Below are 25892 nucleotides of genomic sequence, written 5' to 3'. Positions count from 1 at the left end.
CTGCCCCGGTCGTGCCCGCGTACGGGCAGCCCTTTCCTACACGAAGCTGTAGGGATCGATGTCGATGCCCACGCGCACCCCGGGGGGGAACGACAGCGCCCCCAGCCACTCGCGGATCACGTCCTGCAGCTGCGCGCTGCGACGAGCGTTGATCAGCAGGCGATAACGGTAGCGCCCGCGCAGCAGCGACAGCGGCGCGGGCGCCGGACCCAGTATCATGACATCGGCCAGGCGCGGGGCACTGCCGCCGATGGCGCGGGCAGCGTCGCGTGCCTCCGCCTCGTCCTCGCTCGACACGATGATCGCGGCCCAGCGGCCGAACGGCGGCGCGCCGGCATCGCGGCGGGCCTCGGTCTCGGCGGCATAGAAGGCGTCGCGGTCCCCGGCGGCGAGTGCGGCGATCACCGCGGCTTCTGGGTGGCGGGTCTGGATCAGGACTTCACCCGGTTTGGCCTCGCGGCCGGCCCGCCCCGCGACTTGGGCGATCTGCTGATAGGTCCGCTCGCCGGCGCGCAAGTCTCCGCCTTCAAGCCCCATGTCGGCGTCGACCACGCCGACCAGCGTCAGCTCGGGAAAGTGATAGCCCTTGGTGACCAACTGCGTGCCGACGATCACGTCGATCGCGCCGCCTTCCGCCTCGGCGACGAAGGCGGCGATCTTGTCCGGGCTGCCGAGCGTATCGGAGGTGACAATGGCGACGCGCGCGCCGGGCAGAACCGCGGCCACTTCATCGGCAATGCGTTCGACGCCGGGCCCGCAGGCGACCAGGCAATCCGGAGTCGCGCATTCGGGGCAGGCCTCGGGCGGCTGGGTCTCGTGCCCGCAGTGATGACACGCGAGCCGCCGCGACAGCCGGTGCTCGACCAGCCAGGCCGAGCAGTTCGGGCACTGGAACCGGAACCCGCAATTGCGGCACAGCGTCAGCGGCGCATAACCGCGGCGGTTTAGGAACAGCAGGCTCTGCTCGCCGCGCTCCAGCCGGGTGCGCATCTCCTCGACCAGCCGCGGCGCCAGCCATTGCCCGCGTGGCGGCTGTTCGCTGCGCAGGTCGACGATATTGATTGCGGGCAGAGTGGCGCCGCCGAACCGATCCGCCAGGACGATACGGGTATAGACCCCCGCTTCGGCCAGCTGCATCGATTCCAGCGCCGGTGTGGCACTGGCCAGGATGACCGGCACCGCTTCGAACCGGGCACGGATCACCGCCACATCGCGGGCGTTGTAACGCACCCCGTCGTCCTGCTTGAACGATACCTCGTGCGCTTCGTCCACCACCACCAGGCCAAGCGCCTTGTAAGGAAGGAACAGCGCCGAGCGCGCGCCGACCACCACTTTGGCGCCGCCGCTGACGATGCCGCGCCAGGCCCGCCGACGCTCGCTCGACTTGAGCGACGAATGCCACAGCACCGGCGGCACGCCGAAGCGCGCCTCGAAACGGCGCAGGAACGTTTCGGTCAGCGCAATCTCGGGCAACAGCACCAGGACCTGGCGATCTTCGCGCAGCGCCGCCGCGACCGCTTCGAAATAGCATTCGGTCTTGCCCGACCCGGTAACCCCGTCGAGCAGGAAGGGCGCGAAGCCGCCGCTCTCCACCGCGCCGACGAAAGCATCGGCGGCGGCCTGCTGATCGTCGTTTAGCACGGGCTGCGCATGAGCGGGGTCTGGAGCGCGGTAAGGCCGGTCGAGGTCGACCGTCACCGCCTCCAGCATGCCGGCGCCGACCATGCCGCGCAGCACGCCTTCAGATACGCCGGCGATGTGGGCCAGTTCGCGGATGCTGGCTTGCTCGCCCTGCAGGGCGTCGAGCGCGGCTGCCCGCTGCGGCGTCAGGCGCGCCGGCTCGCTACCGGTCAGACGATATTCGGTGGTGGTGCCGCCGCCGCGCAGCGCCGCCATCGATCCCAGCGCCATGCGCGCGACCGAGGCCGGGTGCGCGCAGTAATAATCCGCCGTCCATTCGATCAGCCGGCGTAGCGGCTCCGCCAGCGGCGGCACGGGGAGCACGTCCAGGATCGGGCGGAGCTTGGTGTCGGGAACATCGTTCGCGGGCAGGCGTTCGCGCTCCCAGGCGATACCCAGGATCTGCCGGGGGCCGAGCGGGGCGATCACGATCGAACCGGGCGGTACCGAAACCCCGGCCGGGACACGGTAATCGAGCGCGCCGAGTGCGGCGTTGAAAACAAGAAGGCGGACGCGGTCCATCGGCGTCTATATGGGTAACCGGCCCCGCGGCAACCACCCGCGCGGTCCAGCAAAGGAGTGGACAATGCGGGCTACAGTCACGACCCCGGTTTCGCGCCGCCTGTTCCTGGGCGGTGCCGTCGCCTCGTCGGCGCTGCTGCTGCCCGGCTGCGCGCAGGGGCTGGGCGGCCTGGGCAGCGGCCTTGGCCTGAGCGGTGCGGTGCGCCGCCTGCTTGAAGTCGCCAGCAGCAATGCCTTCTCGCGCCTGACAATGGCAGGCGGCTTCTGGGACAGCCAGGTTTCGCGCCTGCCGCTGCCGGACCTGTTCACGCGCGGGGCGGTGGCCGCGGTGCTGCGCTCACAGACGTTCAAGGACCAGCTCCAGCGCCAGCTCAACGAATTCGCGGTCGACGGTGCGCGCCGTGCCGCCCCGCTGGTGACCCAGACGATCCGCACCGTCTCGATCCCCGCCGCGGTGCAGCTCCTGCGCGGCGGGCCGACCGACGCCACCAGCTTCCTTCGCAACGCGATGGGGCCGGCGCTGATCAATGCGATGATCCCGGCCCTGGGCGACGCGATGAACGCAGCCTCGAACCCGCTGGTCAACCAGGCCATCGGCGCGCTGTCGGGCGTCAACGTGATGACCGTCGCGCAGGCCGTCGCGAACAGCGCCGACAACGCGATCTGGTACCAGATCGGCCAGGAAGAGACCAACATCCGCGCCAACCCTTCGGTCACCAACGACCCGCTGCTGATTGCGGCGCTGAAGCGCCCTTGACGGTGGCGCCGGGACGCCGGCGCTTCTATAGGTGCGGGCAGCGCAGCGCTTTTCGGGAGCCATCATGAAATTCTTCGCCGACACCGCCGACCTCGACGACATCAAGGACCTGGCCGCCACCGGCCTGCTCGACGGGGTGACCACCAATCCCTCGCTGGTCGCCAAAAGCGGGCGGGACTTCAAGGAAGTGGTGCGGGAAATCTGCGGCGTGGTGTCCGGCCCGGTCAGCGCCGAAGTCGTCGCGCTCGACCATGACGGCATGATGCGCGAGGCCGAGGTGCTGCGCAAGATCGCCGACAACGTCACCATCAAGGTGCCGCTGACGCCGGACGGCCTCAAGACCTGCAAGAAGCTCACCGCCGACGGCACGATGGTCAACGTCACCTTGTGCTTCAGCGCCAACCAGGCGCTCCTCGCCGCCAAGGCCGGCGCGACGTTCGTGTCGCCCTTCGTGGGCCGGCATGACGACAACGGCTTCGACGGCATGGACCTGATCGACGACATTCGCCTGATCTACGACAACTACGCGTTCGAGACGCAGATCCTGGTCGCCAGCGTGCGCAGCCCGATCCACGTCCTGCGGGCCGCGAAAATCGGCGCCGACGTGATGACCGCTCCGCCGGCGATCATCATGGGCCTGTTCAAGCACGTCCTCACCGACAAGGGGATCGAGGGCTTCCTGGCCGACTGGAAGAAGACCGGCCAGAGCATCTAGGCTGCGGGTCGCAAAGTCCGCGCTTGCCCGGGGCCGCGCCCTCGGGCTAGCGCGGTGATCATGCCCGACGACACGCCTCTCGACCGTTTCCGCTCGGTGCTCGCCGGCGCCGCCCGCGCCGTCGCGCACGAGGACGAGCTCGAGGTCGCCTGGACAGCCGACCAGCCGGGGCAGAGCGGCAACAACCTGCGCCTGACGATGCCGGCGCGAAACCTGCCGGAAGCCGACGCCCAGCTGGCGCGGGGTCAGGCCGATCACTTTGCCCTGCGCCTGCGCCATCATGATGCCGCGCTGCACGCCCGCAACGCCCCCTCGGATCCCGCGGCCCGCGCCTGTTACGACGCGGTCGAGGCGGTGCGATACGAAGCGCTCGGCGCCAACGGCTATGCCGGGATCGCCGGCAATCTTGATGCCGCGCTGCTGCAGCGGCTGCGCACCGACCCGATCAGCCGCGCCGCCATCCCTGGCGACGTGCCGCTACCCACCGCGCTGGGGCTGATCCTCCGCGAACACCTGACGGGGCGCCCGGTCCCCGATATGGCCGCGCCGGCCGTGGCGATGGTGCGCAGCTGGATCGAGAGCCGGGCCGGCGCCGATTTCGATGCGCTCGCGCTCAGCCTCGACGACCAGAAGGCGTTCCAGGGCCTCGCGCTCGACATGCTCGCACACCTCGAGCTGACGCGCGGCGAGCCGCTCGATCCCGAGGGCGACGAAGGCGACGAAGACGACGGTGACACCCCGCAGGACGACGAAGGTGATGAAGACGGCGGCAGCGATCGCCCCGATCCGAGCGAAATCGCCGCCGAACCTAACGAGGGCGACGAGGACGGCGAAGGCGAGGCCGAGCGCGAGACCAGCGACGCCGACAGCGATGCCGAGCCCAGCGACGAGGGCGAGGAGGGCATGCTGCCGGTGCGGCCGAACCGTCCGTGGACCGACATTCCCGATGGCTTCGACTACAAGGCCTATACCGAGAAGTTCGACGAGGTCGTCGCCGCCGCCGAACTTTGCGACGAGGAGGAACTGGCCCGCCTGCGCGCCTACCTCGACGCGCAGCTGAAGGGCTTGCAGGGTATCGTCACCAAGCTGGCCAACCGGCTCCAGCGCCGCCTGATGGCGCAGCAGAACCGCAGCTGGGATTTCGACCAGGAGGAAGGCCTGCTCGACGCGGCGCGGCTTGCCCGCGTGGTGATCAGCCCGGGGCACTCGCTGTCCTACAAGATCGAGCGCGACGTCGAGTTCAAGGACACGATCGTCACGCTGCTGATCGACAACTCCGGCTCGATGCGCGGGCGCCCCATTTCCATCGCCGCGATCAGCGCCGACGTGCTCGCCCGCACGCTGGAGCGCTGCGGCGTCAAGACCGAGATCCTGGGCTTCACCACCCGCGCCTGGAAGGGCGGGCAAAGCCGGGAAGCCTGGCTGGGCGGAGGCAAGCCCGCGCAGCCCGGCCGCCTCAACGATCTTCGCCACATCGTCTACAAGAAGGCGGACGAACCTTACCGCCGCGCCCGCCGCAGCCTTGGCCTGATGATGCGCGAAGGGCTGCTCAAGGAAAACATCGACGGTGAAGCGCTGCTGTGGGCGCACGCACGCCTGCTTGCCCGACCCGAGGACCGCCGCATCCTGATGGTCATCTCCGACGGCGCGCCGGTCGACGACTCAACTCTCAGTGTCAACAGTGCCGGCTACCTCGAAACCCACTTGCGCAAGGTCATCGCCTGGATCGAGAAGAGCTCACCCGTCCAGCTCGTCGCCATCGGCATCGGCCACGACGTCACCCGCTACTACCGCCGCGCAGTCACGATCATGGACGTCGAGCAGCTCGGCGGCACGATGATCGAGCAGCTGGCGGGATTGTTCGAGGGCGAGTGAGCGGCTAGTCGCCGCGCATGACCGCTCCGTTGCGCCTGTTCAACTCGCTGACCCGCGAACAAGACGTGTTCGCACCCGTCCATTCGGGCGAGGCACGCGTCTACTCGTGCGGGCCTACGGTCTACAATTATCCGCACATCGGCAACATGCGCGCCTACGTCTTCGCCGACGTGCTGGGACGCACGCTTTCCTTCAAGGGCTACCGCCTGACCCACGTCATCAACATCACCGACGTAGGGCACCTTACCGACGATGCCGATGCCGGCGAGGACAAGCTGGAAAAGGCCGCGGCAGCGGGCGCGAAGTCGATCTGGGACATCGCGAAACACTTTACCGAGGCGTACTGGGCCGATGTGCGCGCGCTCAACATCCGCCAGCCGGCACGGTGGTCGATCGCTACCGATTACGTGCCGCAGATGATCGACTTCGCGCAGAAAATCGCCCCCGATCACTGCTACGAACTCGATAGCGGGCTTTACTTCGATGTTTCGACGGTCGCGCATTACGGCGCGCTGGCCCGCGCGAAAACCGACGAAGGGGAATCGCGGATCGCGCCGGTCGACGGCAAGCGCAACGCCGCCGACTTCGCGATATGGCGCAAGACACCGCCGGGCGAGAGCCGCCAGATGGAATGGGATTCGCCGTGGGGCCGCGGTGCACCGGGCTGGCACCTGGAATGCAGCGTCATGAGCGGCGACCTGCTCGGCTTCCCGTTCGACATCCACACCGGCGGCATCGATCACCGCGAAATCCACCATCCCAACGAAATCGCCCAGAACCAGGCCTTCTGCCATTCCGATGCGAGCGGCGCGAAGATCTGGATGCACAACAATTTCCTGGTGGAACGCTCTGGAAAGATGAGCAAATCGTCGGGCGAATTCCTGCGCCTGCAGTTGCTGAACGACAGAGGCTACCACCCGCTCGCCTACCGGTTGCTGTGCCTGCAGGCGCACTACCGCAGCGAGCTGGAGTTCAGCTGGGAGGGGCTGGGCGCCGCGCTGGTGCGGCTGAAGCGGCTGACGCTGGCCGCCGCGCCGCTCCGCGATGCGGCCGAGGGTGCCGAGCCCGGGCCCGCCTTCGCGCCGCTGCTCGCCCGCTTCGATGCCGCTATCAGCGATGATCTCAACACGGCGGTCGCGCTGACCGTGCTGGACGAGGCGCTTGCGCTCAAGAAGGCGGACCCGGCCGCCAGGCGCGCTGCGATCGCCGCGATGGACGCCGTGCTCGGCCTGCGCCTGCTCGATCTCGACCGCGCCGACCTGCGGCTGCGGCCCACGAACGCCGAACTGGCCGAAAGCCAGGTTGGCGAAGCGCTCGAGCGCCGCCGCAGCGCCCGCGCCGCCAGGGACTTCGCCGCTTCCGACGCGATCCGCGACGAGCTCGCCGCCAAGGGCGTCGAGGTCATGGATGGCGATCCGCTCGGCTGGGACTGGAAGCTTTAACCCGGCGTCACGGCTTGGGCACGATGACCAGCTTGTAGGGAATGAACAGCAGCACGTCCGCAGCGCTCGCCTGCGCCCATTGCACGGGCATGTTCAAGCCTTCGACCGTGACCGCGTAGCCGCTGCCCATCTTCGCGGCCATCGCGCGCGAATCCTCCATCACCTTGGCGGCGATCTCGTCGCGGTAGCGGTCGGGACCAACGATCGACAGCGAAGCGTCGCCGCTCTCGTCCATCTGCGCGCGGCCCACTTCGGGGACGGCCTCGACATAGTCCTCGATGCGGCGCTGCGCAGCCGAACCGCCATCCTTGGCGAGCGGGGCCTTGACCAGGAAATCGACCCGCTGGCTATCGGGCCGGCTGTCGTTCTTGAGCGCAAGGGCGTCGATATTCGCGGCCGTAAGCGGCGTGAGGATGTAATCGCCGTAGGCAAGCTCGACTCCGCGCTGCGCGGCGACCTGCACGGCCTTGCGCAGCATCTCGCGGATTTCGGCGGCCCGCTGCCTGGGATCGCGGCTATCGCCCCGAATCGTGACCTGCTGGACCAGAAAGTCGGCGGTCCTGCGCAGGCCGACAGTCGGCATGTCGCGCTGATAGCCATCCTGCTCGATCCGCGATCCGGTCACCATGATTTCCTGCGACTCAAGGCTCTGCGCCAGGGCCGGAGCGGCGGCCGCCACAAGCAGGTCCGCGATCGCGAGTGGAAAGGCTTTCATCGCTGCGTCCCCCTGCCTAGTCTGGTGGCCCCGCCAAGCTAACCCGGCCTTGACCCCATGACCACCGCCGTTCTTTCGACACTCGTCCGTCCGCTGGTCGAGCCGTACCTGCCGGCTGGAATCGAGCCGCGCTGGTACGCCTCGCGCGAAGAGATGCTGGCGCTGGCGCCAGCGGCCGAGATTGGCTGGTTCGATCACGAGGACAAGGCCCTGATGGCCGAGGCCGTGGCCCGTGCCGGGCGGCTGCGCTGGCTCAATACGCTGTACGCGGGGATCGATTTCCTGCCGCTCGAAACGCTGGCCGCGCGCGGCGTCACGGTGACGAACGGCGCTGGCATCAACGCACTGACGATTGCCGAATATGTTGTCATGGGGATGCTGACGACCGCCAAGGGTTACCGCGAGGTCGTTCGCGCGCAGGACCGGCACGAGTGGCTGCTCGACGCGCCCGGCAAGCGCGAATTGGCCGGCAGCCGTGCCTTGCTGCTCGGCTACGGCGCGATCGGCAAGCTGGTGGCGGAAAGGCTGGCTGCTTTCGCAGTCGAGGTTACCGTGGTGCGCCGCTCGGCTGCTGCCGGCGCGATCGGTCCCGGCGAATGGCGCGATCGGCTCGGCGAGTTCGACTGGATCGTCGTCGCGGTCCCGGCCACGCCCGAAACAGACGCTATGATCGGCGCGGAGGAGATCGCGGCGATGCGGCCCGACGCGATTATCGTCAACATCGCCCGCGGCGCGGTGATCGACCAGGACGCGCTTGTCGCGGCGCTCGAGCAGCGGCGCATCGGCGGCGCTTTTCTCGACGTCACCACGCCCGAGCCGCTGCCCGCGGATCACCCGCTGTGGAGCCTCGACAACGCGCACGTCACCATGCACCTGTCGGGCCGGTCGCAGACGCAGATGTTCCAGCGCACCGCCGCGCGCTTCGTGCGCAACCTTGCCGCCTGGGAGGCAGGCAGCCCGCTCGAGCACGTCGTCGACCTGGCGCGCGGCTACTGATCGTCGAGCAGCACCAGTTCGCAGGTCACCGTCATTGCAGCCGACGGCAGCAGGCGGTGATCGACCGCCACGACCGCCGCATCCGCGACGAGCTGGCGCGGCAGCGCGAACTCGTGTTCGGGCAGCGCGGCAATAAACCGTTCGCCCGCCGCGATACCGTCGGTGCCCGAGAACGCGAAGGTGAGCGTGTGGCGCGTGCCCGAAAAGGTCACGCTGGCCCACGGTCGTTCGGCGTGAGCAGTCAATTCACCGTGACCTTCGCCCAGCATCATCAACGTGTCGGTAAGGCCTTTCCATGGGCTGGGGCGGGGCTTTCCGGTGCGGCGCGGGAGCCTGCGTTCAAGCGTAAAATCAATGTGCACCGTGGGCTCCCGAATAAGTGTTCATGAAATGTTCCACCCGTTTTTCCGTAGCGGGACGGGGGGTGCGACCGTTGCGGAGGTCTTGCACGAAGCGCGGATCGCCGGCCGCCAGGCGACCGAACTTGGTCCAGGCCATGTCCGTGTCGCGCAGGAACCGTTCGATACGCCTAATGAGCATGCCATCGTCTCCGAATCGCCGTTGGAATAATCCTTTGATCTGAAGCGAAATCCTACTTGTCTAGGAAAAATCCTTCGGCTATGTCGTTTTCATGGTGAACGCCGATCCGCGTGCGAGATTGCTCGAATTGGCGCGGGAAAGCCGCGCCAGCCTGAGTGAACTGTCGCGTCTGCTCGGCAAGAACCCCGCCTATCTCCAGCAGTTCGTCCGCAAGGGCAGCCCCAGGAAACTGGGCGAGGATGAGCGTCGGGCACTGGCCCGGTTTTTCGGTGTCGACGAGGGTGAGCTTGGCGCTCCGGAGGATATTTCCTCTCCGGGCAAGTCGCGGCGTGGAGAGTTTCTGCCGGTCCCGCGCCTCGCGCTGGGGGCGTCGGCCGGGCCCGGCACGCTGGCCAGCGAGGAGGCGCCGGTGGGCGCGTTCCAGTTCTCGACGCGGTGGCTGCGCGGACACGGCCTCGATCCCGCGCAGCTGTCAGCCATCCGGGTCGAGGGCGATTCGATGGAAGCGACGCTTCGCGACGGCGACGAGATCCTGGTCGACCGTACCCCGCGCGCCTGGCGCGACGGCATCCACGTGGTGCGGACCGGCGATGCGCTGCTGGTCAAGCGACTCGACTTGGCGCGTCCCGGCACGATCACCCTGGTGAGCGACAATCCGGCCTACCGTCCGATCGAACTGCCGGCCGAGGAGGTCGAGGTGATCGGTCGCGTGGTCTGGAAAAGCGGCCGCCTCTAGGGCATGGGCGGGCCATGAACGCCCCCGTCAGTTCCGAACCCCCGATGCGCGTCGGCATCGTGCCCGTCACCCCGCTGCAGCAGAACTGCTCGCTGATCTGGTGCACCAAGACGTTGCGCGGCGCGTTGGTCGATCCCGGCGGTGATCTCGACAAGCTCAAGGCGGCAGTCGCGAAGACCGGCGTTGAGCTGGAAAAGATCCTGGTCACGCACGGCCACCTCGACCACTGCGGGCAGGCGGGTATCCTTGCCCGTGAGCTGGGCCTGCCGATCGAGGGGCCGCACGAAGACGATCGCTTCTGGATCAGTCGGCTCGAGGATGACGGACGCCGCTACGGTTCGCGCGGCGAATCGTTCGAGCCGGACCGCTGGCTGGTCGGCGGCGACACCGTCACCGTGGGCGAGCTGACGCTGGACGTGGTGCATTGCCCGGGGCACACGCCGGGTCACGTAGTCTTCTTCCATGCGCCGTCGCGCTTTGCGATGGTGGGCGACGTGCTGTTCGCCGGCTCGATCGGCCGCACCGACTTTCCCCTCGGCAATCACCAGGACCTGATCGACGCGATCACGCAGAGGCTGTGGCCGCTGGGTGATGACGTGACCTTCGTGCCCGGGCACGGACCGACCAGCACCTTCGGCGAGGAACGCCGCACCAATCCCTTCGTCGGCGACGCCGCGCTGGCCTGAACCGGCGTCAGAGCAGCCCGGCCAGGATCGCCGCCGCCACCAGCGCCAGGCCGACCTGGGTCAGCATCGTGGTGATGGTTCCGATCATGCGCCCGGCCGCGAAGCCGGCGCCATCCATGCCGAGCGCGTGAGCGACGCGGCCCGCGACATAGGCCGCCGCCACCAGCGGCAGCCACTGTCCGCCCTTGCCGGCCAGTTCGATCGTCAGCACCAGCGCCAGCACCCAGGGCGTGTTCTCGGCGAAGTTGAGCTGGGCGCGCATCCGCCGACCCAGCAATTCGTGGCCGCCATCGCCCACGCCGATCTTCTCGGCGCGGCGAATCCGCCCGATGCGGATCGACATCCAGATGTTGAGAAGGGCCGCTGCAGCGGCCATGGCCAGGGTCGTGGGCAGCAGGATTCCGGTCAGCATGGCAATATCTCCCCCGCGGCGCCAGGGCGGCCAGCGTGCTTGCAACGCCTGCGGAATTCGCTATAGGCGCGCCTTCGCAGCCGACCGGCCCCCGGGCCAGATGCGGCCTTTTACGAACAAGAAGAGCTTACAGGAACAGGTGCCGCAATGGCTGTCCCCAAAAGAAAAACCAGCCCCTCTCGCCGGGGCATGCGTCGCAGCCACGATGCGCTCAAGGTCGAGGCATTCCACGAATGCTCGAACTGCGGCGAACTCAAGCGCCCGCACAACCTGTGCAACGCCTGCGGCCACTACAATGGCCGCGAAGTCGTCGCGGTCGGCCTCTAAGACTGCATTGAGGGGCATCGGGGCATGACCCTGCCGCGTATCGCCGTCGACGCGATGGGCGGCGACGAAGGCGTGCGTACGATGATCGAGGGGGCGGCGCTTGCGCGTCGTCGCCATGACCGATTCCAGTTCCTGCTGGTGGGGGATGAGCGGCGCATCAAGGCGGCGCTCAAAAATCACCCGAACCTGCGCGCGGCGTCGGAAATCCTTCATGCCGAAGGCGTGATCAGCGGCGAGGACAAGCCCAGCCAGGCCCTGCGCCGGGCCAAGGACACGTCGATGGGCATGGCGGTCGACGCGGTGAAGGCGGGCCACGCCGGCGCTGCGGTCAGCGGCGGCAACACCGGCGCGCTGATGGCGATCGCCAAGCTGGCGCTGCGCACGATGCCGGGGATCGACCGGCCGGCGCTGGCGGCGCTGATGCCCACGCTGGGCGACAATGACCTCGTCATGCTCGACCTGGGCGCCAACACCGACTGCGATGCCCGCAACCTTGTGCAGTTCGCGATCATGGGCGCCGCCTATGCCCGCATCGCGACCGGGCTTGAGCAGCCGCGCGTGCGCCTGCTCAACATCGGGACCGAGGATATCAAGGGCACCGGCACCCTCAAGGACGCTGCCGCCGAACTGAAGTCCGCCGCGCGGTCGCTGGCGATGAGTTTCGACGGTTTCATCGAGGCCGACCGGCTAAGCCGCGGCGATGCCGACGTGATCGTTACCGACGGATTCTCCGGCAACATCGCGCTCAAGTCGGTCGAAGGCACGGCCCGCTTCGTGGCCGATCTGCTGCGCCGCAGCTTCGCCTCGTCGCTGCGCTCCAAGCTCGGGTTCCTGATCTCCCGCCCGGCGACCGAGCTTCTCAAGCACCACCTCGATCCCAACAACCACAACGGCGCGGTCTTCCTGGGCCTCAATGGAGTGGTGGTGAAAAGCCACGGGTCGGCCAGTGCGCTCGGCGTCGCCAACGCCGTGGCGGTCACCGCGCGCCTGCTCGAGGAAAACCTGACCGAACGGATCGCCGCCGACCTGGCCAGCGCCGAGGCGCGGATCGAAACCGCCCGCCGCAAAGAGGCCGGCAAGGATTCCGGGTCCGCATCATGAGCAAGACCATCCGCCGCTCGGTGCTGATCGGCACCGGATCCGCCTTGCCCCCGCGCGCCGTTTCCAATGCGCAGCTGGCCGAAACCGTCGACACCAGCGACGAATGGATCGTCGAGCGTACCGGCATCCGCAATCGCCACATCGCCGCCGCCGGTGAGACCACCGCCACGCTGGCGACCCAGGCTGCGCGCGCCGCGCTGGCCGCCGCGGGGCTGGAGGGCAAGGACATCGGCCTGATCGTGCTGGCCACCGCCACGCCCGACCAGACATTCCCGGCCAGCGCCACCATCGTACAGGACGCGATCGGTGCCAATGGCGGCATCGCCTTCGACGTCGCGGCGGTGTGCTCGGGCTTTCTCTACGCGATGGGTGTCGCCGATTCGATGCTGCGCACCGGCATGGCCGAGCGTGCGCTGGTGATCGGCAGCGAGACGTTCAGCCGCATCCTCGATTGGGAAGACCGCACAACTTGCGTCCTCTTCGGCGACGGCGCCGGCGCAGTCGTGCTGGAGGCGCGCGAGGTGGCCGAGGACGGACCCGGCGTGCTGGCGACCAAGCTCCATGCCGACGGCGCGCACAACCAGTTGCTGTTCGTCGACGGCGGGCCGTCGACCACCGGCACGGTCGGCAAGCTGCGGATGAAGGGCCAGGAAGTGTTCCGCCATGCGGTCACCAACCTTGCCAGCGTGCTCGCCTCGACCCTGAAGGAAGCCGGCTACACGCCCGCCGATGTCGACTGGGTGGTTCCGCACCAGGCCAACCGCCGCATTCTCGATGCTACCGCGCGCAAGCTGGGGCTGGCGCCGGAAAAAGTCATCGTCACGGTCGATTCGCATGCCAACACCTCGGCCGCTTCGGTGCCGCTCGCGCTTGATGTTGCGGTGCGCGACGGGCGCATCGTGCCGGGCCAGTTGATCGTCCTGGAAGCCATGGGCGGCGGCTTTACCTGGGGGGCGACGGTCCTTCGCACCTGAGCCGCCGCGGCCAGCGGCCGTGCCGATTTTCCGACGCGCGATTGCAATGCGCCAGCCTTGCCTTATGCTTCCGTTTCAACGGGTCGCGCTGTTTAGCCAAGAAGGGGAGCTCATGCGCTCCATGAATACCTTGACTCGTGCCGACCTGGCCGAGGCGATCAATCGCAAGATCGGGCTGTCGCGCAGCGATTCCCTCACGATGGTCGAAGCGATCCTGCGCCACATGTGCGAATCGATGTCGAGCGGGGAAAACGTCAAGATTTCTGGCTTCGGCACTTTCCTGTTGCGTGACAAGGCGGAGCGCGTGGGCCGCAACCCCAAGACCGGTATCGAAGTGCCGATCACCCCGCGCCGGGTGCTGACCTTTCGCGCCAGCCAGCTTCTGAAAGACCGGATCGGGCAGGGATGACCAGCGTGGTGAGCGAGGATGCCATCCCTTTCGACGACGGCAAGGCGCCCGATGCGCTGCGCACGATCGGCGAGGTGGCGGACGCGCTCGGCATCCGGCAGCACGTCCTGCGCTACTGGGAAGAGCAATTCCCGATGCTGCGCCCGCTGAAGCGCAACGGCGGGCGGCGTTATTACCGGCCCGAGGATGTGCGGCTGGTCCGCACGATCGATCGGCTGGTCCACAAGCAGGGCTTCACGCTGCGCGGCGCGCGCCTCGCGCTTGAGGGCAAGGGCGCCGAGGTGCCACCCCCGCCGGCGCCTGCCGCGGTTGGCACGCGCGGAGACGATCGCCTGGCAAAGCTTGCCGCGATCCGCGATCGCCTGGCGCGCGCGCTCGCCGCGGCCTGACCCTCGCCAAGTGGCTTTGGCGCCGCTAGGGTGGGCGCCATGACCGACACAGCCAACGACTACGACGCCGACCTCGCCCTGCTGGTTAACGGCAGCTGGCGCATCGGCGAAGGCCGCGACACTTTTGCCGTGGTCGATCCCGCCCACGGGGGCACGATTGCCGAAGTCCCGCTCGCCACCGTCGCCGACCTCGACGAGGCGCTGGCCGCCGCCGAGGCCGGCTTCAAGGTGTGGAAGGACACGCCGTGGGAAAAACGCGCCGCGGTCCTGACCAAGGCCGCCGCGCTCCTGCGCGAGCGTTCCGAGATGATCGGCCGCCTGCTGACCATGGAGCAGGGCAAGCCGTTTGCCGAGGCGCGCGGGGAAGTGCTGGGCGCGGCGCAGATCTTCGACTGGTGCGCTGCCGAGGCAGGCCGCACGTACGGCCGGGTGCTGGTGCGCCCGGCCGGCCAGCGCAGCATCGTCATCAAGCAGCCGATCGGCCCTGTCGCCGCCTTCAGCCCGTGGAACTTCCCGGTCTACCTGATGGCCAAGAAACTGGGCCCGGCGCTCGCGGTCGGCTGCTCGGTCATTGCCAAGCCGCCCGAAGAGACTCCCGGATGCACCGGCGCCCTGATGCGCTGCCTGTTCGATGCCGGGCTGCCCGCCGGCGTGGCGCAGCTGGTCCACGGTGTGCCCGATACCGTCAGCCGTCACCTGCTGGCCTCGCCGGTCATTCGCAAGGTCAGCTTCACCGGTTCGGTCCCGGTCGGCAAGCACCTGATGCGGCTGGCGGCCGACGGCCTCAAGCGCGTGACTATGGAGCTGGGCGGTCACGCCCCGGTGCTCGTGTTCGACGACGTCGATCTCGACAAGACGCTCGACGCCCTCGTCCCGCAGAAATTCCGCAACGCCGGGCAGGTCTGCGTCTCGCCGACGCGCTTCTACGTCCAGCAGGGCATCTATGAGCGCTTCGTCGCCGGCTTTGCCGAGCGGACAGCAAACGTCGCCACCGGCCACGGCATGGACAAGACGACCCAGATGGGGCCGCTCGCCAATGTCCGCCGCCCTGACGCGATCGAGGCGCTGGTCGAGGATGCGCGCCGCCACGGCGCCCGCGTGATGGCGGGCGGAGAGCGCGGGGACACCGGTTTCTTCTACCGCCCCACCTTGCTGGCCGACGTGCCCGACAGCGCCGCGATCATGTCGAACGAGCCGTTCGGCCCGATCGCCGCGGCCGCCCCGTTCACCACGCTCGACGATGCGATCGAAAAAGCCAACCGGCTGCCGTTCGGCCTCGCCGCCTTCGCGTTCACCGACAATCTCAGGACCGCCAACCTGCTGGGTGACGCGATCGAGGCGGGGATGGTCGGGATCAACTCGTTCGCGCTCAGCGCGGTCGACGCGCCGTTCGGCGGGGTCAAGGATTCGGGCTTCGGCAGCGAAGGCGGGGTCGAGGGGATGGACAGCTACCTCGTCACCAAGGCGATCCACCAGGGTTAGAAATCCGGCGCTTACGAGACCGGTTGAGGCCCCAGCGCGGCATCGAGATCGCGCGGGCGCGTGAGGTGGACCAGCCGCGCCCTGGCGCCGGCAACGTCGGACCAGCGCTCGATGGGCAGCTCCAGCACGGCGAAGGCCGCGGTCGGAAACTTCGCCTCGACCGCGTCGCGCAGGGGGCTCGACCCGTCGTTCGGCACAAGGTCGAAGATGACGTCCTCCAGCCCGGGGTTATGGCCGACCATCAGTACGCTGGCGGCGTCGGCGGGTTGCTCGCGCAGCAGGTCGATCAGCGTAGACGAGCTGGCCAGGTAGATCCGCCGGTCCCAGTTGACGGGAAAGCTGCGCCCGGCCGCCTCGGCCGCAATCTCCAGCGTCTCGGCGCAGCGGACCGCCGGGCTGGCGACGACCCGGTCCCACCTGGCACCGTAGTCGCGGATGTGGCGCCCCATCACCGCGGCACCGGCGCGGCCGCGATCGTTGAGGTCACGGTCGAAGTCGCGCGCGCGCGGATCGCCCCAGTCGGACTTGGCGTGCCTGAACAGGCCGAGCAGCTTCATGCGCGGTGGGACATTCCATTTTTGACGGGATCTCCTGAAACACCGCCGGCGACGCGTTGTAAAGCCTCGTCGAGCGTACAGCGCACGATCGGGGTGCCGGCGGGGAAGGCGGACAGCAGCCGGCTGGGGAAGGCTGACGACAGCACCACGAAGTGCCCGCGGTCCTCGCGGCTGCGGATCAGTCGCCCGAACGCCTGCGCCAGCCGGGCGCGAATGATGCGGTCGTCATAAACGCTGCCGCCGCCCGCCAGCCGGCGTGCTCGGTGCAGGATCGATGGCTTGGGCCACGGCACCTGTTCCATCACCACCAGCCGCAGCGAATGGCCCGGCACGTCGACGCCGTCCCTCAGGGCATCGGTGCCCAGCAGGCTGGCCTTGGGGTCGTCGCGAAAGATGTCGACCAGCGTGCCGGTGTCGATCGGATCGACGTGCTGCGCGTAAAGCGGCAGGCCCGCGCGGGCGAGCCGGTCGGCAACCCGCCCGTGCACCGCGCGCAGCCGCCGGATCGCGGTGAACAGCCCCAGCGCGCCGCCGCCGGCCGCCTCGATCAGGCGGAAATAGGCACCCGCCAGCGCGGACAGGTCCCCCTTGGCGATGTCGGTGACGATCAGCACTTCGGCCTGCGCGGCGTAGTCGAACGGGCTGGGAAACGCTGCCAGCCGGGGCGAGAGGTCGAGGTGGGGGGCGCCGCTGCGGGTCACCGCCGCATCCCAGTCGGTCTCGCCGCCCTGCGCCTCGGTCAGCGTCGCGCTGGTCAGCATGACGCCGTGCGCGCCCTCCAGCACAGTGCGCGCGAAGGGCTTCATCGGATCCAGCCAGCGACGGTGGATGCCGATGTCGAATTCGCGCGCATCGGCCCGCTCGACTGCCAGCCAGTCGACGAATTCGGGATCGGCCGGCCCGCCCAGCCGGTTCAGCAACGCCTCCCAGGCCGCGATCAGGTCGACCCGCCAGCCCAGCGAATGGCGCGCCCCTTCGATCCGCGCCCGGCCGGCGCCGTCGAGCCAGTCGGGCGGCTCGGCGATGATGGCCTCCAGCCGCACTGCCAGCTTCAGCAGCGGCGAGCGCAGCTCGGCCAGTGCCGCCTGCGCCGCTCCGGCGATTTCCACGAACGGACCGTCGAGTTGCGCCGCCTCGGTCTCGAGCCCATAGCCGGCGTCCTGGCCGCCGCTTTCGTCGCGGGCATAGACGGTGGCCCGCACCGCCGCGAACAGCTCCTCGAGCGGCCCGGACGGCGCACTTTCGTTCACGCGTTGCAGCCAGCCGTCACCGGGCAGCGCCTCGGCCGCCTCGCGCGCGGCGGCGATCGCCTTGCCGCCGGCCTCGTCATAGCTCGCAACGTCGGCCAACCGCGCCGCCAGCCCGCGCCGCCGTCCGCGCGACCCGCGCTCGGGCCCGATCACCCAGCGGCGCAGCTCGATCGTCTCGGCGCCGGTCAGCGCCGCGGCGAACGTCGAATCCGCCGCCTCGAACACGTGGTGCCCTTCGTCGAACACGATCCGCGTCGGCTTCTGGGCGTGATCGCGGCCCCGCGCGGCATTCACCATGACCAGCGCGTGGTTGGCGATCACCAGGTCCGCCTCGGCGCTTGCCCGGGCGGCGCGCTCTATGAAGCATTTCCGGTAATGCGGGCAGCCGGCATAGACGCACTCGCCGCGCTGATCGGTCAGGGCGCGAATGCCGCGCTGGCGGAACAGCGTGCCCAGCCAGCCGGGCAAGTCGCCGCCGATCATGTCGCCGTCCTGGCTATAGGCCGCCCAGCGCGCCACCAGTTGCGCCAGTACCGCGGCGCGCCCGGCGAACCCGCCTTGCAGCGCGTCCTCCAGGTTCAGCAGGCAAAGGTAATTCTCCCGCCCCTTGCGCACCACCACCGGGCGGCTGCCGTCGGGCCGCGCGGGTGGCCAGGCGCGCCCGCTTTCGCGCCGCAACTGGCGCTGGAGTGCCTTTGTATAAGTCGAGACCCAGACCGTCCCCTGCGCCTTTTGCGACCACAGGGCCGCCGGGGCGAGGTAGCCCAGCGTCTTGCCGATACCGGTTCCCGCCTGTGTCAGCAGCATGTGAGGCTGGTCGCGCTTGCTGCGCGGCGCGAATACGTGCCCGGCCTCGCGCGCATAAAGTGCCTGGTCCGGTCGCGGCTCGGCGCCTTCACCGGTCAGGCGGGCCAGCCTGGCCTCGATCTCGAACTCGTCGATGGCGACTTGCGCGGGCTGGGGCCGCTCAGGCCGTTCGTCCCATTCCGGCAGGCGCGAGAACAGCCACTTTTCGGCCACTTGCGGCCTGGCGACGCGCGGCGCCAGCAGCGTCGCCCACGGCCAGCGTGCCCGTGCCAGCGATTGCAGCGTCGACCAGGCGCCCTCGCGCTGGTTCCACGCCGGCCCTTCGCACGTCGCCAGCAGGGTCTCGGCCGCGCGCTGGAGCAGGGCGGGTACGCCCTCGTCGCCCTCCGGCTCGGGCAAGTCGAGCGCGTGGGCCAGCCCCTTGGGCGTCGGCACCACGAAGCGGGCGGGGTGGACGAAGGCGAACAGCTCCAGCAGATCGAGCCCCGAAAGGTCGGGATAGCCCAGCCGGTTCGCCACTAGCGGAGCGTTGAGCATCAGCAGCGGCGTGTCTGCCGCGGCCATGATCGCCTCGCCCTTGCCCAGGCCGCGCGTCGTCCCCGCGCCGTCGCGCAACCAGGTCCCGGCATGGCTGGCATGGAGCGCGGGCAGGGGAAGGACATCGGCCACCGGCAATGCCTAGAACGGATTGGGAACACGGGGCAACGCGAAACATCGCCGATTGACGCGCGCCGGCACGCGGCTAGCGTCCCGGTGCATGGATTCCCGTACCGCGCTGATCGCCCGCTTGCCCAAGGCAGAGCTTCACCTCCACATCGAAGGCTCGCTCGAACCCGAGATGCTGTTCGCGCTGGCGGAACGCAACGACGTGACAATTCCGTTCAAGTCCGTCGACGAAGTGCGTGCAGCCTATGACTTTTCCAACCTGCAGGACTTCCTCGACATCTATTACAAGGGCATGGGCGTGCTGCTGGCGGAGCAGGACTTTTTCGACCTGACCTGGGCGTACCTGGAGCGCGCCAGCGCCGACAACGTCCGCCACGTCGAAATCTTCTTCGACCCGCAAGGCCACACCGAGCGCGGCGTCGCGTTCGAGACCGTGCTCGGCGGCATCAACCGCGCGCTGGCAAAGGGCGAGGCCGAACTGGGGATCACCAACCGGCTGATCCTGTGCTTCCTGCGTCACCTTAGCGAAGACGAAGCCTTCGCGACGCTTGAGCAGGCCAGGCCGTATCTAGACCGTATCCACGGCGTCGGGCTCGATTCCTCCGAACTGGGCCATCCGCCCTCGAAATTTGCCAGGGTGTTCTCGGCCGCACGCGCGCTTGGCCTCCACGTCACCGCGCACGCGGGCGAGGAGGGGCCGCCGGAATATGTCTACGAAGCCCTCGACCTGCTCAAGGTCGAACGGATCGACCACGGCAACCGTGCGCTGGAAGACAAGGTGCTGACGCAGCGGATCGTGGACGAGGGGCTGACGCTGACGGTCTGCCCGTTGTCCAACCTCAAGCTCTGCGTCATTCCCGAGATCGCGCAAAGCCCGGTGCGGCGGATGCTCGACGCCGGTATCAAGGCGACGATCAACTCGGACGATCCCGCTTATTTCGGCGGCTACGTGAACGCCAATTACCAGGCGGTGGCCGACGCGCTCGACCTGTCGGATGCTGACCTCCGGTCGCTGGCGCGCAATTCGTTCGCCGGCGCGTTCCTGCCCGAGGCTGACAAGACGCGCCTCATCGCCGAAGTCGACGCGGCGTGAGCGCCGAGCCGGACCAGGCGATCGAGAAGATCTGGCTGACCGCCGACCAGCTGCTGGAGGACAGTTTCCGGCTGGCGCGGCTGGTGATCGAAAGCGGTTTTGCCCCCACGCACCTGGTCGGCATCTGGCGCGGCGGCGCACCGGTGGGGATCGCAGTTCAGGAACTGCTGGCGTTCCACGGCATCGACGCCGATCACATCGCCATCCGCACCGCCAGCTATTCGGGGATCGACAAGCAGGACCGCGAAGTGCGCGTCTATGCGCTGGGCTACCTGGTCGACACGCTGGGTCCGGACGACCGGCTGCTGGTGGTAGACGACGTGTTCGACACCGGCCGATCGATCGAGGCGTTCCTGGGTGAACTGGCGGCGCGGTGCCGCCACAACATGCCGCGCGATTGCCGCATCGGCACTGTCTATTGGAAGCCGGCGCGCAACCAGACTTCACTGAAACCCGATTTCTACGTTCACCAGTGCGACGACTGGCTGGTCTTTCCGCACGAGATCTGCGGGCTGAGCGATGCGGACATTCGCGCCCACAAGCCCCAGGCCGGCATCATCCTGGGCGGTTAACGGCCGAACAGGCGTCCGAAGAAGCCGCGATTGTCGTTCATCGGACGGATCGGGCCGTACGTCATGCGGCGCAGCGACGGGTCCATCGACGGACGGGGGGCGGCCCAGGCATCGGGACGGCTGGTACGAATGGTGGCGTTCGCCATGGGTGCATGTCCTCATCGCGCCACGGGGGATGGCGCGGATACGATGGAAAACGCGGATCCGCCGGTTCGGTTGCAGGGCCGCGATCAGGGCCGCGCATTTTCCTACGCTGTGGCGATCTGGTATCGGGGAACGCGATGATCCCGAACGCCGCGCACACTGTGACCTTTCGCTCTGCCAGATCGCGGAAAGGCGCGGAACGCCTTGCCCCCTGGACTGTGTCAACTGTGTCAAGCAGCGCGGCCCCGACGGTGCCGGACTTGCCCTGCGCCGCCAAAGCGGCAAAGGCGCCCCGGTCATGAACGAAGACCTCATCTCCGCCGCCCAAGTGTCCAAGGCCTGGCCGTTCGAGGAGGCGCGCAAGCTGGTCAAGCGCTTCCCGCAGGGGAAGGCCGGCGGGGCGCCGGTGCTGTTCGAAACCGGCTATGGACCGTCGGGCCTGCCGCATATCGGCACCTTCCAGGAAGTGTTGCGCACCACGCTGGTGCGCCGCGCCTACGAAGTTCTGACCGACGGCGCGCCAACGCGGCTGATCGCCTTTTCGGACGACATGGACGGACTGCGGAAGGTTCCGGACAACCTCCCCAATCCCGGCTTGCTGGCCGCGTATCTCGGTCACCCGCTCAGCCGGATCCCCGATCCGTTCGGGACACACGAAAGTTTCGCGCACCACAACAACGCGATGCTGCGCGATTTCCTCGACCGGTTCGGTTTCGACTACGAATTCGTCTCCGCCTCGGATCGCTACACATCGGGCGCTTTCGACGAGGCACTGAAGTCCGTGCTGCGCCATTACGGCGCGATCCTGGACATCATGCTACCGACGCTGCGCGAAGAGCGCCGCGCCACGTATTCACCGGTGCTGCCGGTTTCGCCCGCGACCGGCCAAGTCCTGCAGGTCCCGGTCGAGGTGGTCGACGCCGAGAATGGCATCGTCGCTTTCGAGGATCACGGCACCCGTGTCGAGCAGTCGATCCTGGGCGGCCGGGCGAAGCTGCAGTGGAAGGTCGACTGGGCCATGCGCTGGGTGGCGCTGGGCGTCGATTACGAGATGTGCGGCAAGGATCTGACCGATTCGGTGACCCAGTCGGGCAAGATCGCTCGCGTACTGGGCGGTTCGCGCCCGGAGGGGATGATCTACGAACTGTTCCTCGACGAGAACGGCGAAAAGATCTCCAAGTCCAAGGGCAACGGGCTGACGATCGACCAGTGGCTGGACTACGGCAGCGAGGAAAGCCTGGGCTTCTACCTTTACCGCGAACCCAAGAGCGCCAAGAGCCTGCACGCCGGGGTGGTCCCACGCGCGGTCGATGAATACTGGCAGTTCCGCGAAAAGCTCAGCCAACAGCCGCTCGAACAGCAGCTCGGCAACCCGGTGTGGCACTTGCTGGCGGGCAAGCCCGGCGCCGGCGACAAGCTGCCGGTGACGTACGGCCTGTTGCTCAACCTCGTCGGGGTGCTGGGCGCCGGCGCGACTCGCGACCAGGTCTGGTCCTACCTCGCCAACTACGTCGCCGATGCCGATCCGGCGGCGCACCCGGCGCTCGACGCGCTGGTGACGCGGGCGATCGCCTACAACCGCGCTTTCGTCGCCCCGACGCTGCAGCGGCGAAAGCCCGACGCCGGCGAAGCGGCGGCGCTCGCCGCGCTCGACGAGGAACTGGCGGCAGCGGATGCGAACGCCTCGGCGTCCGACCTCCAGACCATCGTCTACGAGATCGGCAAGGACCCGCATTTCGGCTTCGAACAACTGCGCGACTGGTTCAGGGCGCTTTACGAAACGCTGCTGGGATCGAGCCAGGGGCCGCGCATGGGCAGCTTCATCGCGCTTTACGGGATTGAGAACACGCGGGAACTGATAGCCGAGGCGTTGGTTGCGGACGCATGAAGCTGGACATCACGCCCGAGGGAATTGCCGAAGACGTACTGGGACGTCCCTACGACCAGCTGGGCGAGGAAGAGCAGAACGCGCTGTGCAAGGCGCTGTCGAGCGACGTCGGCCTCGAGGATGACGAGCGCGAGGCAATCAACGGTACCAATGGTGATCGCCTGGCCGATCGCGTTGCAACGGTCGGCGGCTCGTGGGGCTTCATCATCTTTTTCAGCATCATCCTGCTCGGCTGGATGCTGATCAACAGCAAGTGGGCGGCCGGGATCGGCGTTCAGTGGGACAAATATCCGTACATCTTCCTCAACCTGATGCTGTCGACGCTGGCCGCGCTGCAAGCGCCGGTCATCATGATGAGCCAAAACCGGCAATCCAAAAAAGACCGCATCGCCAGCCGCCACGATTTCGAGGTCAACCTGCGCACCACGGTCGAACTGCTGGTCCTCCAGCGCAAGGTCGACCGGATCTTCAACAAGCTGGGCCAGATGGAACAGACCGTCGAAGGCGTTGCCGAAGTGACCGAAGGCGCGATCGAACAGGCAATCGAGCTGGGTGAAAGCCAGCGCAGCGGGGCGAGCTAGCTTACCCCTTTTGCGCGGCGATCCAGCGGTCGATCTTCGTTTCCAGGATCGGCAAGGGCAGGGCGCCCGAACCGAGCACCTGCTCATGGAAGGCGCGAATGTCGAACCTCGGGCCGAGTTCCGCTTCGGCTTTCTTGCGCAGACGCTGGATCGTCAGCGATCCCAGCTTGTACGACAGGGCCTGGCCGGGAATGGCGATGTACCGCTCGACCTCCGCTGTGGCGTCGCTCTTGCCCATGCCCGAATTCGCCAACATGTAGTCGATCGCCTGTTCGCGGCTCCAACCCTTGGAATGAAGGCCGGTATCGACCACCAGCCGCATCGCCCGCAGCATCTCGTCGTCGAGCGTGCCCCAATGCTGCATCGGGTCCTTGTAGAACCCCATCTCGTAGCCGAGCGTCTCGGCATAGAGCGCCCAGCCTTCGACGAATGCGGTGTTGCCGCCAAAGCGCTGGAAATCGGGCAGCGCGGTATCTTCCTGGGCAAGGCTGATCTGGAAGTGATGCCCGGGAATACCCTCGTGAAGATAAAGCGTCGTGATCCCGGTCAGGAAGCGCGAGGGCAGGTCGTAGGTGTTGTAGTGAAACGTGCCGGGGCGCTTGCCGTCGGGTGAGCCCTGGTCGTAGCTGCCGCCGGCTTCGTACTTCTCGCTGTAGGGCGGATAGGGTTCGATCTGCAGCCTGGCCTTTGGGACGCGGCTAAAAAAGCGCGGGATCTGTGCATCCACCGCCTTGCCGACTTCCACGAACCCGTCGGCCAGCTCTTCGCGCGTCTTGGGGTGATACTTGGGATCGGTGCGGATGACCTCGAAGAAATCCTTCAGCGGGCCGCTGTAGCCAAGCTCGTTCTTCACCGCTTCCATCTCGTGCTGGATGCGCGCCACTTCGGAGAGGCCGAGCCGGTGAATCGCGTCGGGCGTCATGTCGAGCGTGGTGTTTGAGCGGATAAGCGCACGGTACAGCGCATCGCCGCCCTTCATGGCCGACAGGCCAACCTCGGCGCGGGCCTTGGGCAGGTATTCGTCGTGCAGGAACGTCCGCAGCTTTCGGTAGGCGGGTCGCACGTCGCCCTCGATCGCCGCGGTCCATTGCTTGCGCATCGCGGCCTGATCGGCAGCAGACGTACCGGCAGGAAACGTTTCGAGCGGGGTGTAAAGAGGGTTGTCGGCCGGTGATTGCGCCAAGATCCCGTCGATCTGCGCGATCATGTTAGTGACCGTCAGCCGCGTGTCGAGGATGCCGTTGCGCTCCCCGTCGCGCCAGCGGACAATTGCGTTGTCGATCACTTTGGGGAAGGCGCGCAGGTAGAGGATGTTATGACGATAGTCGGCGATGCTGTCATATCGCGCCGCTCCGCCAACCTTGAATTCCCCCGGGAAACTCGATTGCAGGCCGTAAAAGTGATTCATCGGCCGATCCAGCATCAGCTTGTCGAGCGGCGCGGCGAGGAATTGCCGGTCGTCGAGACGCGACCACTTGAACACATCGTACGAAATCTGGCGTTCCGCGCTAAGCTTGCTGCGGTCTATCCGCGCCAGCGCGGCGAGGCTGCGATCGATCGAAGCGCGCGAGGCGGCCATCCGTCCGGCGGTGAAGCCTTGCGCGAACACCGCGGGGTTGCCGCGACCCGTGCGGCGCAGCGCGCTCATCGGCGAAAGGGCATCCTCGCGAGCGGCATCGTCGCGGAACAGCGCCATCAGGCGCGCGTCTTCCGCGTTCGTCGTCGCGGCCGTCGATACTGGCGCCGGTGCGGCCGCCATGGCGACCGGGGGAAGGACGATTGCGGCCAGGACCGGCGAGAGGGCGAGAGCGGCGAGCGTGCCGCGGCGAATGGTCAACCCCACTTGCGGGTCCGGTACCATTTGGTGATCACGTATTTCGCCCCTTTGATAACCGGCGTTCCGGCGTGCATCGCGTCTTCGTTCGGAAAACCGTCGGTCGTCGCATTGTTCCAGATCAGCAGCGATCCCGCCTGCGGCGGCACGCTGAACCCGGCGCGGGTGAAGTCGGTACTGCCGCCTTCCTCGACCGCGTTGAGATAAGCCATCGCGGTAAAGCAGCGCTGGCCGCCGCGCTTGGCCTCAGCCTTCCAGTACGGAGCCAGCGTGTAGAACCAGTCGTTGTGCTGCTTGTATTGCTGCCCGGCAAGGTAGCGCTGACCCTGGACGGGTTCGCCATAAGCGCCGGGAATACCCAGCAGCGCGTCGATCCGCTTGACCACCGCCTGCACCACGGGATCGGCACCATCGATGTCGCCCGACCAGCTGGTGCGATAGTCGGCCGGATAGCCGTGGTCGTAGACGGTCGACGGGCGCGCGGTGCGATCGATCATACGGCACAGGGCGCCGCATTCCTCGACCGAGAGAAACCCCGCGACCGTGAACATCTCCACCTTGTCGCTCACAACGCGTTCGACTCCGGACCTGCCGTCCAGCTTCTTGCGGACGTGGTTGCCGGCGCGGATCAGGGCGGCGCGATCGGGATTGGGGTAACTGCGGACGGCGGATTCGGTCATGTCGCAGCGGTTTAGACGGGGCTGCAACGGGCGTGCAAGCGCACTGCAATTGCGGCTTGCCA

Annotated in this window: 26 protein-coding genes; 17 read left to right on the top strand and 9 right to left on the bottom strand. The window is 67.8% G+C overall.

Annotated features, from left to right (window positions below; translation table 11 throughout):
• Positions 1–36: 36 nt before the first annotated feature.
• Complete coding sequence (locus tag ACOYW6_RS04670; RefSeq protein WP_423142646.1) at positions 37–2202, bottom strand: primosomal protein N'; 2166 nt, start codon at positions 2200–2202, stop codon at positions 37–39.
• 64 nt (positions 2203–2266) lie between these two features.
• On the opposite strand from ACOYW6_RS04670, the gene ACOYW6_RS04665 reads away from it, so the two are divergent.
• The 4 genes from ACOYW6_RS04665 (at position 2267) to cysS (ending at position 6991) form a co-directional block, all read left to right on the top strand.
• Positions 2267–2959 carry a DUF4197 domain-containing protein gene (locus ACOYW6_RS04665; protein WP_423142645.1) on the top strand — a complete coding sequence of 231 codons (693 nt, stop codon included), beginning with the start codon at positions 2267–2269 and terminating at the stop codon, positions 2957–2959.
• Positions 2960–3023: 64 nt separating this feature from the next.
• On the top strand, positions 3024–3674 hold the full coding sequence (gene fsa / locus ACOYW6_RS04660) for a fructose-6-phosphate aldolase (protein WP_423142644.1): 651 nt from the start codon (positions 3024–3026) through the stop codon (positions 3672–3674).
• A 60-nt stretch (positions 3675–3734) separates the two neighbouring features.
• Positions 3735–5549: a cobaltochelatase subunit CobT gene (gene cobT, locus ACOYW6_RS04655; RefSeq protein ID WP_423142643.1), complete on the top strand. Its 1815-nt coding sequence runs from the start codon at positions 3735–3737 to the stop codon at positions 5547–5549.
• Positions 5550–5566: 17 nt separating this feature from the next.
• Positions 5567–6991: a cysteine--tRNA ligase gene (cysS, locus tag ACOYW6_RS04650; protein WP_423142642.1), complete on the top strand. Its 1425-nt coding sequence runs from the start codon at positions 5567–5569 to the stop codon at positions 6989–6991.
• 7 nt (positions 6992–6998) lie between these two features.
• Here cysS and ACOYW6_RS04645 read toward each other — a convergent pair whose 3' ends face one another.
• On the bottom strand, positions 6999–7706 hold the full coding sequence (locus ACOYW6_RS04645) for a TonB-dependent receptor (protein ID WP_423142641.1): 708 nt from the start codon (positions 7704–7706) through the stop codon (positions 6999–7001).
• A gap of 57 nt (positions 7707–7763) precedes the next feature.
• On the opposite strand from ACOYW6_RS04645, the gene ACOYW6_RS04640 reads away from it, so the two are divergent.
• A complete protein-coding gene (locus ACOYW6_RS04640; RefSeq protein ID WP_423142640.1) occupies positions 7764–8702 on the top strand; it encodes a D-2-hydroxyacid dehydrogenase in 939 nt (312 codons plus the stop codon).
• On the opposite strand, the gene ACOYW6_RS04635 is transcribed toward ACOYW6_RS04640, so the two are convergent.
• Complete coding sequence (locus tag ACOYW6_RS04635; RefSeq protein WP_423142639.1) at positions 8696–9064, bottom strand: hypothetical protein; 369 nt, start codon at positions 9062–9064, stop codon at positions 8696–8698. The genes ACOYW6_RS04640 and ACOYW6_RS04635 overlap by 7 nt on opposite strands.
• Before the next feature lie 269 nt (positions 9065–9333).
• On the opposite strand from ACOYW6_RS04635, the gene ACOYW6_RS04630 reads away from it, so the two are divergent.
• Together ACOYW6_RS04630 and ACOYW6_RS04625 are read left to right on the top strand one after the other, a co-directional pair.
• On the top strand, positions 9334–9978 hold the full coding sequence (locus ACOYW6_RS04630) for a S24 family peptidase (RefSeq protein WP_423142638.1): 645 nt from the start codon (positions 9334–9336) through the stop codon (positions 9976–9978).
• 44 nt (positions 9979–10022) lie between these two features.
• A complete protein-coding gene (locus ACOYW6_RS04625; protein WP_423143064.1) occupies positions 10023–10664 on the top strand; it encodes an MBL fold metallo-hydrolase in 642 nt (213 codons plus the stop codon).
• A 7-nt stretch (positions 10665–10671) separates the two neighbouring features.
• On the opposite strand, the gene ACOYW6_RS04620 is transcribed toward ACOYW6_RS04625, so the two are convergent.
• Positions 10672–11076 carry an MAPEG family protein gene (locus ACOYW6_RS04620; protein ID WP_423142637.1) on the bottom strand — a complete coding sequence of 135 codons (405 nt, stop codon included), beginning with the start codon at positions 11074–11076 and terminating at the stop codon, positions 10672–10674.
• 147 nt (positions 11077–11223) lie between these two features.
• On the opposite strand from ACOYW6_RS04620, the gene rpmF reads away from it, so the two are divergent.
• The 6 genes from rpmF (at position 11224) to ACOYW6_RS04590 (ending at position 15758) form a co-directional block, all read left to right on the top strand.
• Complete coding sequence (rpmF, locus tag ACOYW6_RS04615; protein WP_423142636.1) at positions 11224–11403, top strand: 50S ribosomal protein L32; 180 nt, start codon at positions 11224–11226, stop codon at positions 11401–11403.
• A gap of 24 nt (positions 11404–11427) precedes the next feature.
• Positions 11428–12504, top strand: coding sequence for a phosphate acyltransferase PlsX (gene plsX, locus ACOYW6_RS04610; protein WP_423142635.1), 1077 nt, complete (start codon positions 11428–11430; stop codon positions 12502–12504).
• The gene (locus ACOYW6_RS04605; RefSeq protein WP_423142634.1) at positions 12501–13478 is read left to right on the top strand and encodes a beta-ketoacyl-ACP synthase III; all 978 of its coding nucleotides are present in this window, start codon (positions 12501–12503) and stop codon (positions 13476–13478) included. Before plsX ends, ACOYW6_RS04605 begins: the two co-directional genes overlap by 4 nt.
• Before the next feature lie 112 nt (positions 13479–13590).
• A complete protein-coding gene (locus tag ACOYW6_RS04600) occupies positions 13591–13887 on the top strand; it encodes an integration host factor subunit alpha (RefSeq protein WP_423142633.1) in 297 nt (98 codons plus the stop codon).
• Positions 13884–14276 carry a MerR family transcriptional regulator gene (locus ACOYW6_RS04595; RefSeq protein ID WP_423142632.1) on the top strand — a complete coding sequence of 131 codons (393 nt, stop codon included), beginning with the start codon at positions 13884–13886 and terminating at the stop codon, positions 14274–14276. The genes ACOYW6_RS04600 and ACOYW6_RS04595 overlap by 4 nt, the downstream gene beginning before the upstream one ends.
• 39 nt (positions 14277–14315) lie before the next feature.
• A complete protein-coding gene (locus ACOYW6_RS04590) occupies positions 14316–15758 on the top strand; it encodes an NAD-dependent succinate-semialdehyde dehydrogenase (protein ID WP_423142631.1) in 1443 nt (480 codons plus the stop codon).
• An 11-nt stretch (positions 15759–15769) separates the two neighbouring features.
• Here the strand turns inward: ACOYW6_RS04590 and ACOYW6_RS04585 are convergent, their stop codons facing one another.
• Both ACOYW6_RS04585 and ACOYW6_RS04580 read right to left on the bottom strand, forming a co-directional pair.
• Positions 15770–16315, bottom strand: coding sequence for a SixA phosphatase family protein (locus ACOYW6_RS04585; RefSeq protein ID WP_423142630.1), 546 nt, complete (start codon positions 16313–16315; stop codon positions 15770–15772).
• A complete protein-coding gene (locus ACOYW6_RS04580; RefSeq protein WP_423142629.1) occupies positions 16312–19041 on the bottom strand; it encodes an ATP-dependent DNA helicase in 2730 nt (909 codons plus the stop codon). The genes ACOYW6_RS04585 and ACOYW6_RS04580 overlap by 4 nt, the downstream gene beginning before the upstream one ends.
• An 88-nt stretch (positions 19042–19129) precedes the next feature.
• On the opposite strand from ACOYW6_RS04580, the gene ACOYW6_RS04575 reads away from it, so the two are divergent.
• On the top strand, positions 19130–20131 hold the full coding sequence (locus ACOYW6_RS04575; RefSeq protein WP_423142628.1) for an adenosine deaminase: 1002 nt from the start codon (positions 19130–19132) through the stop codon (positions 20129–20131).
• Positions 20128–20703: a phosphoribosyltransferase gene (locus ACOYW6_RS04570; protein ID WP_423142627.1), complete on the top strand. Its 576-nt coding sequence runs from the start codon at positions 20128–20130 to the stop codon at positions 20701–20703. Before ACOYW6_RS04575 ends, ACOYW6_RS04570 begins: the two co-directional genes overlap by 4 nt.
• Here ACOYW6_RS04570 and ACOYW6_RS04565 read toward each other — a convergent pair.
• Positions 20700–20849 (bottom strand): hypothetical protein, encoded by a 150-nt coding sequence (locus ACOYW6_RS04565; RefSeq protein ID WP_423142626.1) that lies wholly within the window; start codon positions 20847–20849, stop codon positions 20700–20702. The two genes, ACOYW6_RS04570 and ACOYW6_RS04565, sit on opposite strands and share 4 nt — an antisense overlap.
• A 296-nt stretch (positions 20850–21145) precedes the next feature.
• Here ACOYW6_RS04565 and ACOYW6_RS04560 point away from each other — a divergent pair, with 296 nt between their 5' ends.
• Together ACOYW6_RS04560 and ACOYW6_RS04555 are read left to right on the top strand one after the other, a co-directional pair.
• The gene (locus ACOYW6_RS04560) at positions 21146–22735 is read left to right on the top strand and encodes a lysine--tRNA ligase (RefSeq protein ID WP_423142625.1); all 1590 of its coding nucleotides are present in this window, start codon (positions 21146–21148) and stop codon (positions 22733–22735) included.
• On the top strand, positions 22732–23316 hold the full coding sequence (locus ACOYW6_RS04555; protein ID WP_423142624.1) for a DUF1003 domain-containing protein: 585 nt from the start codon (positions 22732–22734) through the stop codon (positions 23314–23316). Before ACOYW6_RS04560 ends, ACOYW6_RS04555 begins: the two co-directional genes overlap by 4 nt.
• A gap of 1 nt (position 23317) precedes the next feature.
• Here the strand turns inward: ACOYW6_RS04555 and ACOYW6_RS04550 are convergent, their stop codons facing one another.
• Together ACOYW6_RS04550 and ACOYW6_RS04545 are read right to left on the bottom strand one after the other, a co-directional pair.
• Positions 23318–25159, bottom strand: a complete 1842-nt coding sequence (locus ACOYW6_RS04550) for a DUF885 domain-containing protein (protein WP_423142623.1) — start codon at positions 25157–25159, stop codon at positions 23318–23320.
• Complete coding sequence (locus ACOYW6_RS04545) at positions 25150–25830, bottom strand: 2OG-Fe(II) oxygenase (RefSeq protein WP_423142622.1); 681 nt, start codon at positions 25828–25830, stop codon at positions 25150–25152. The genes ACOYW6_RS04550 and ACOYW6_RS04545 overlap by 10 nt, the downstream gene beginning before the upstream one ends.
• Positions 25831–25892 lie beyond the last annotated feature (62 nt).

The sequence above is a fragment of the Parablastomonas sp. CN1-191 genome, assembly GCF_049354825.1.
GTDB lineage: Bacteria > Pseudomonadota > Alphaproteobacteria > Sphingomonadales > Sphingomonadaceae > Novosphingobium.
This window is presented reverse-complemented; position numbering and strand designations above follow the sequence as displayed.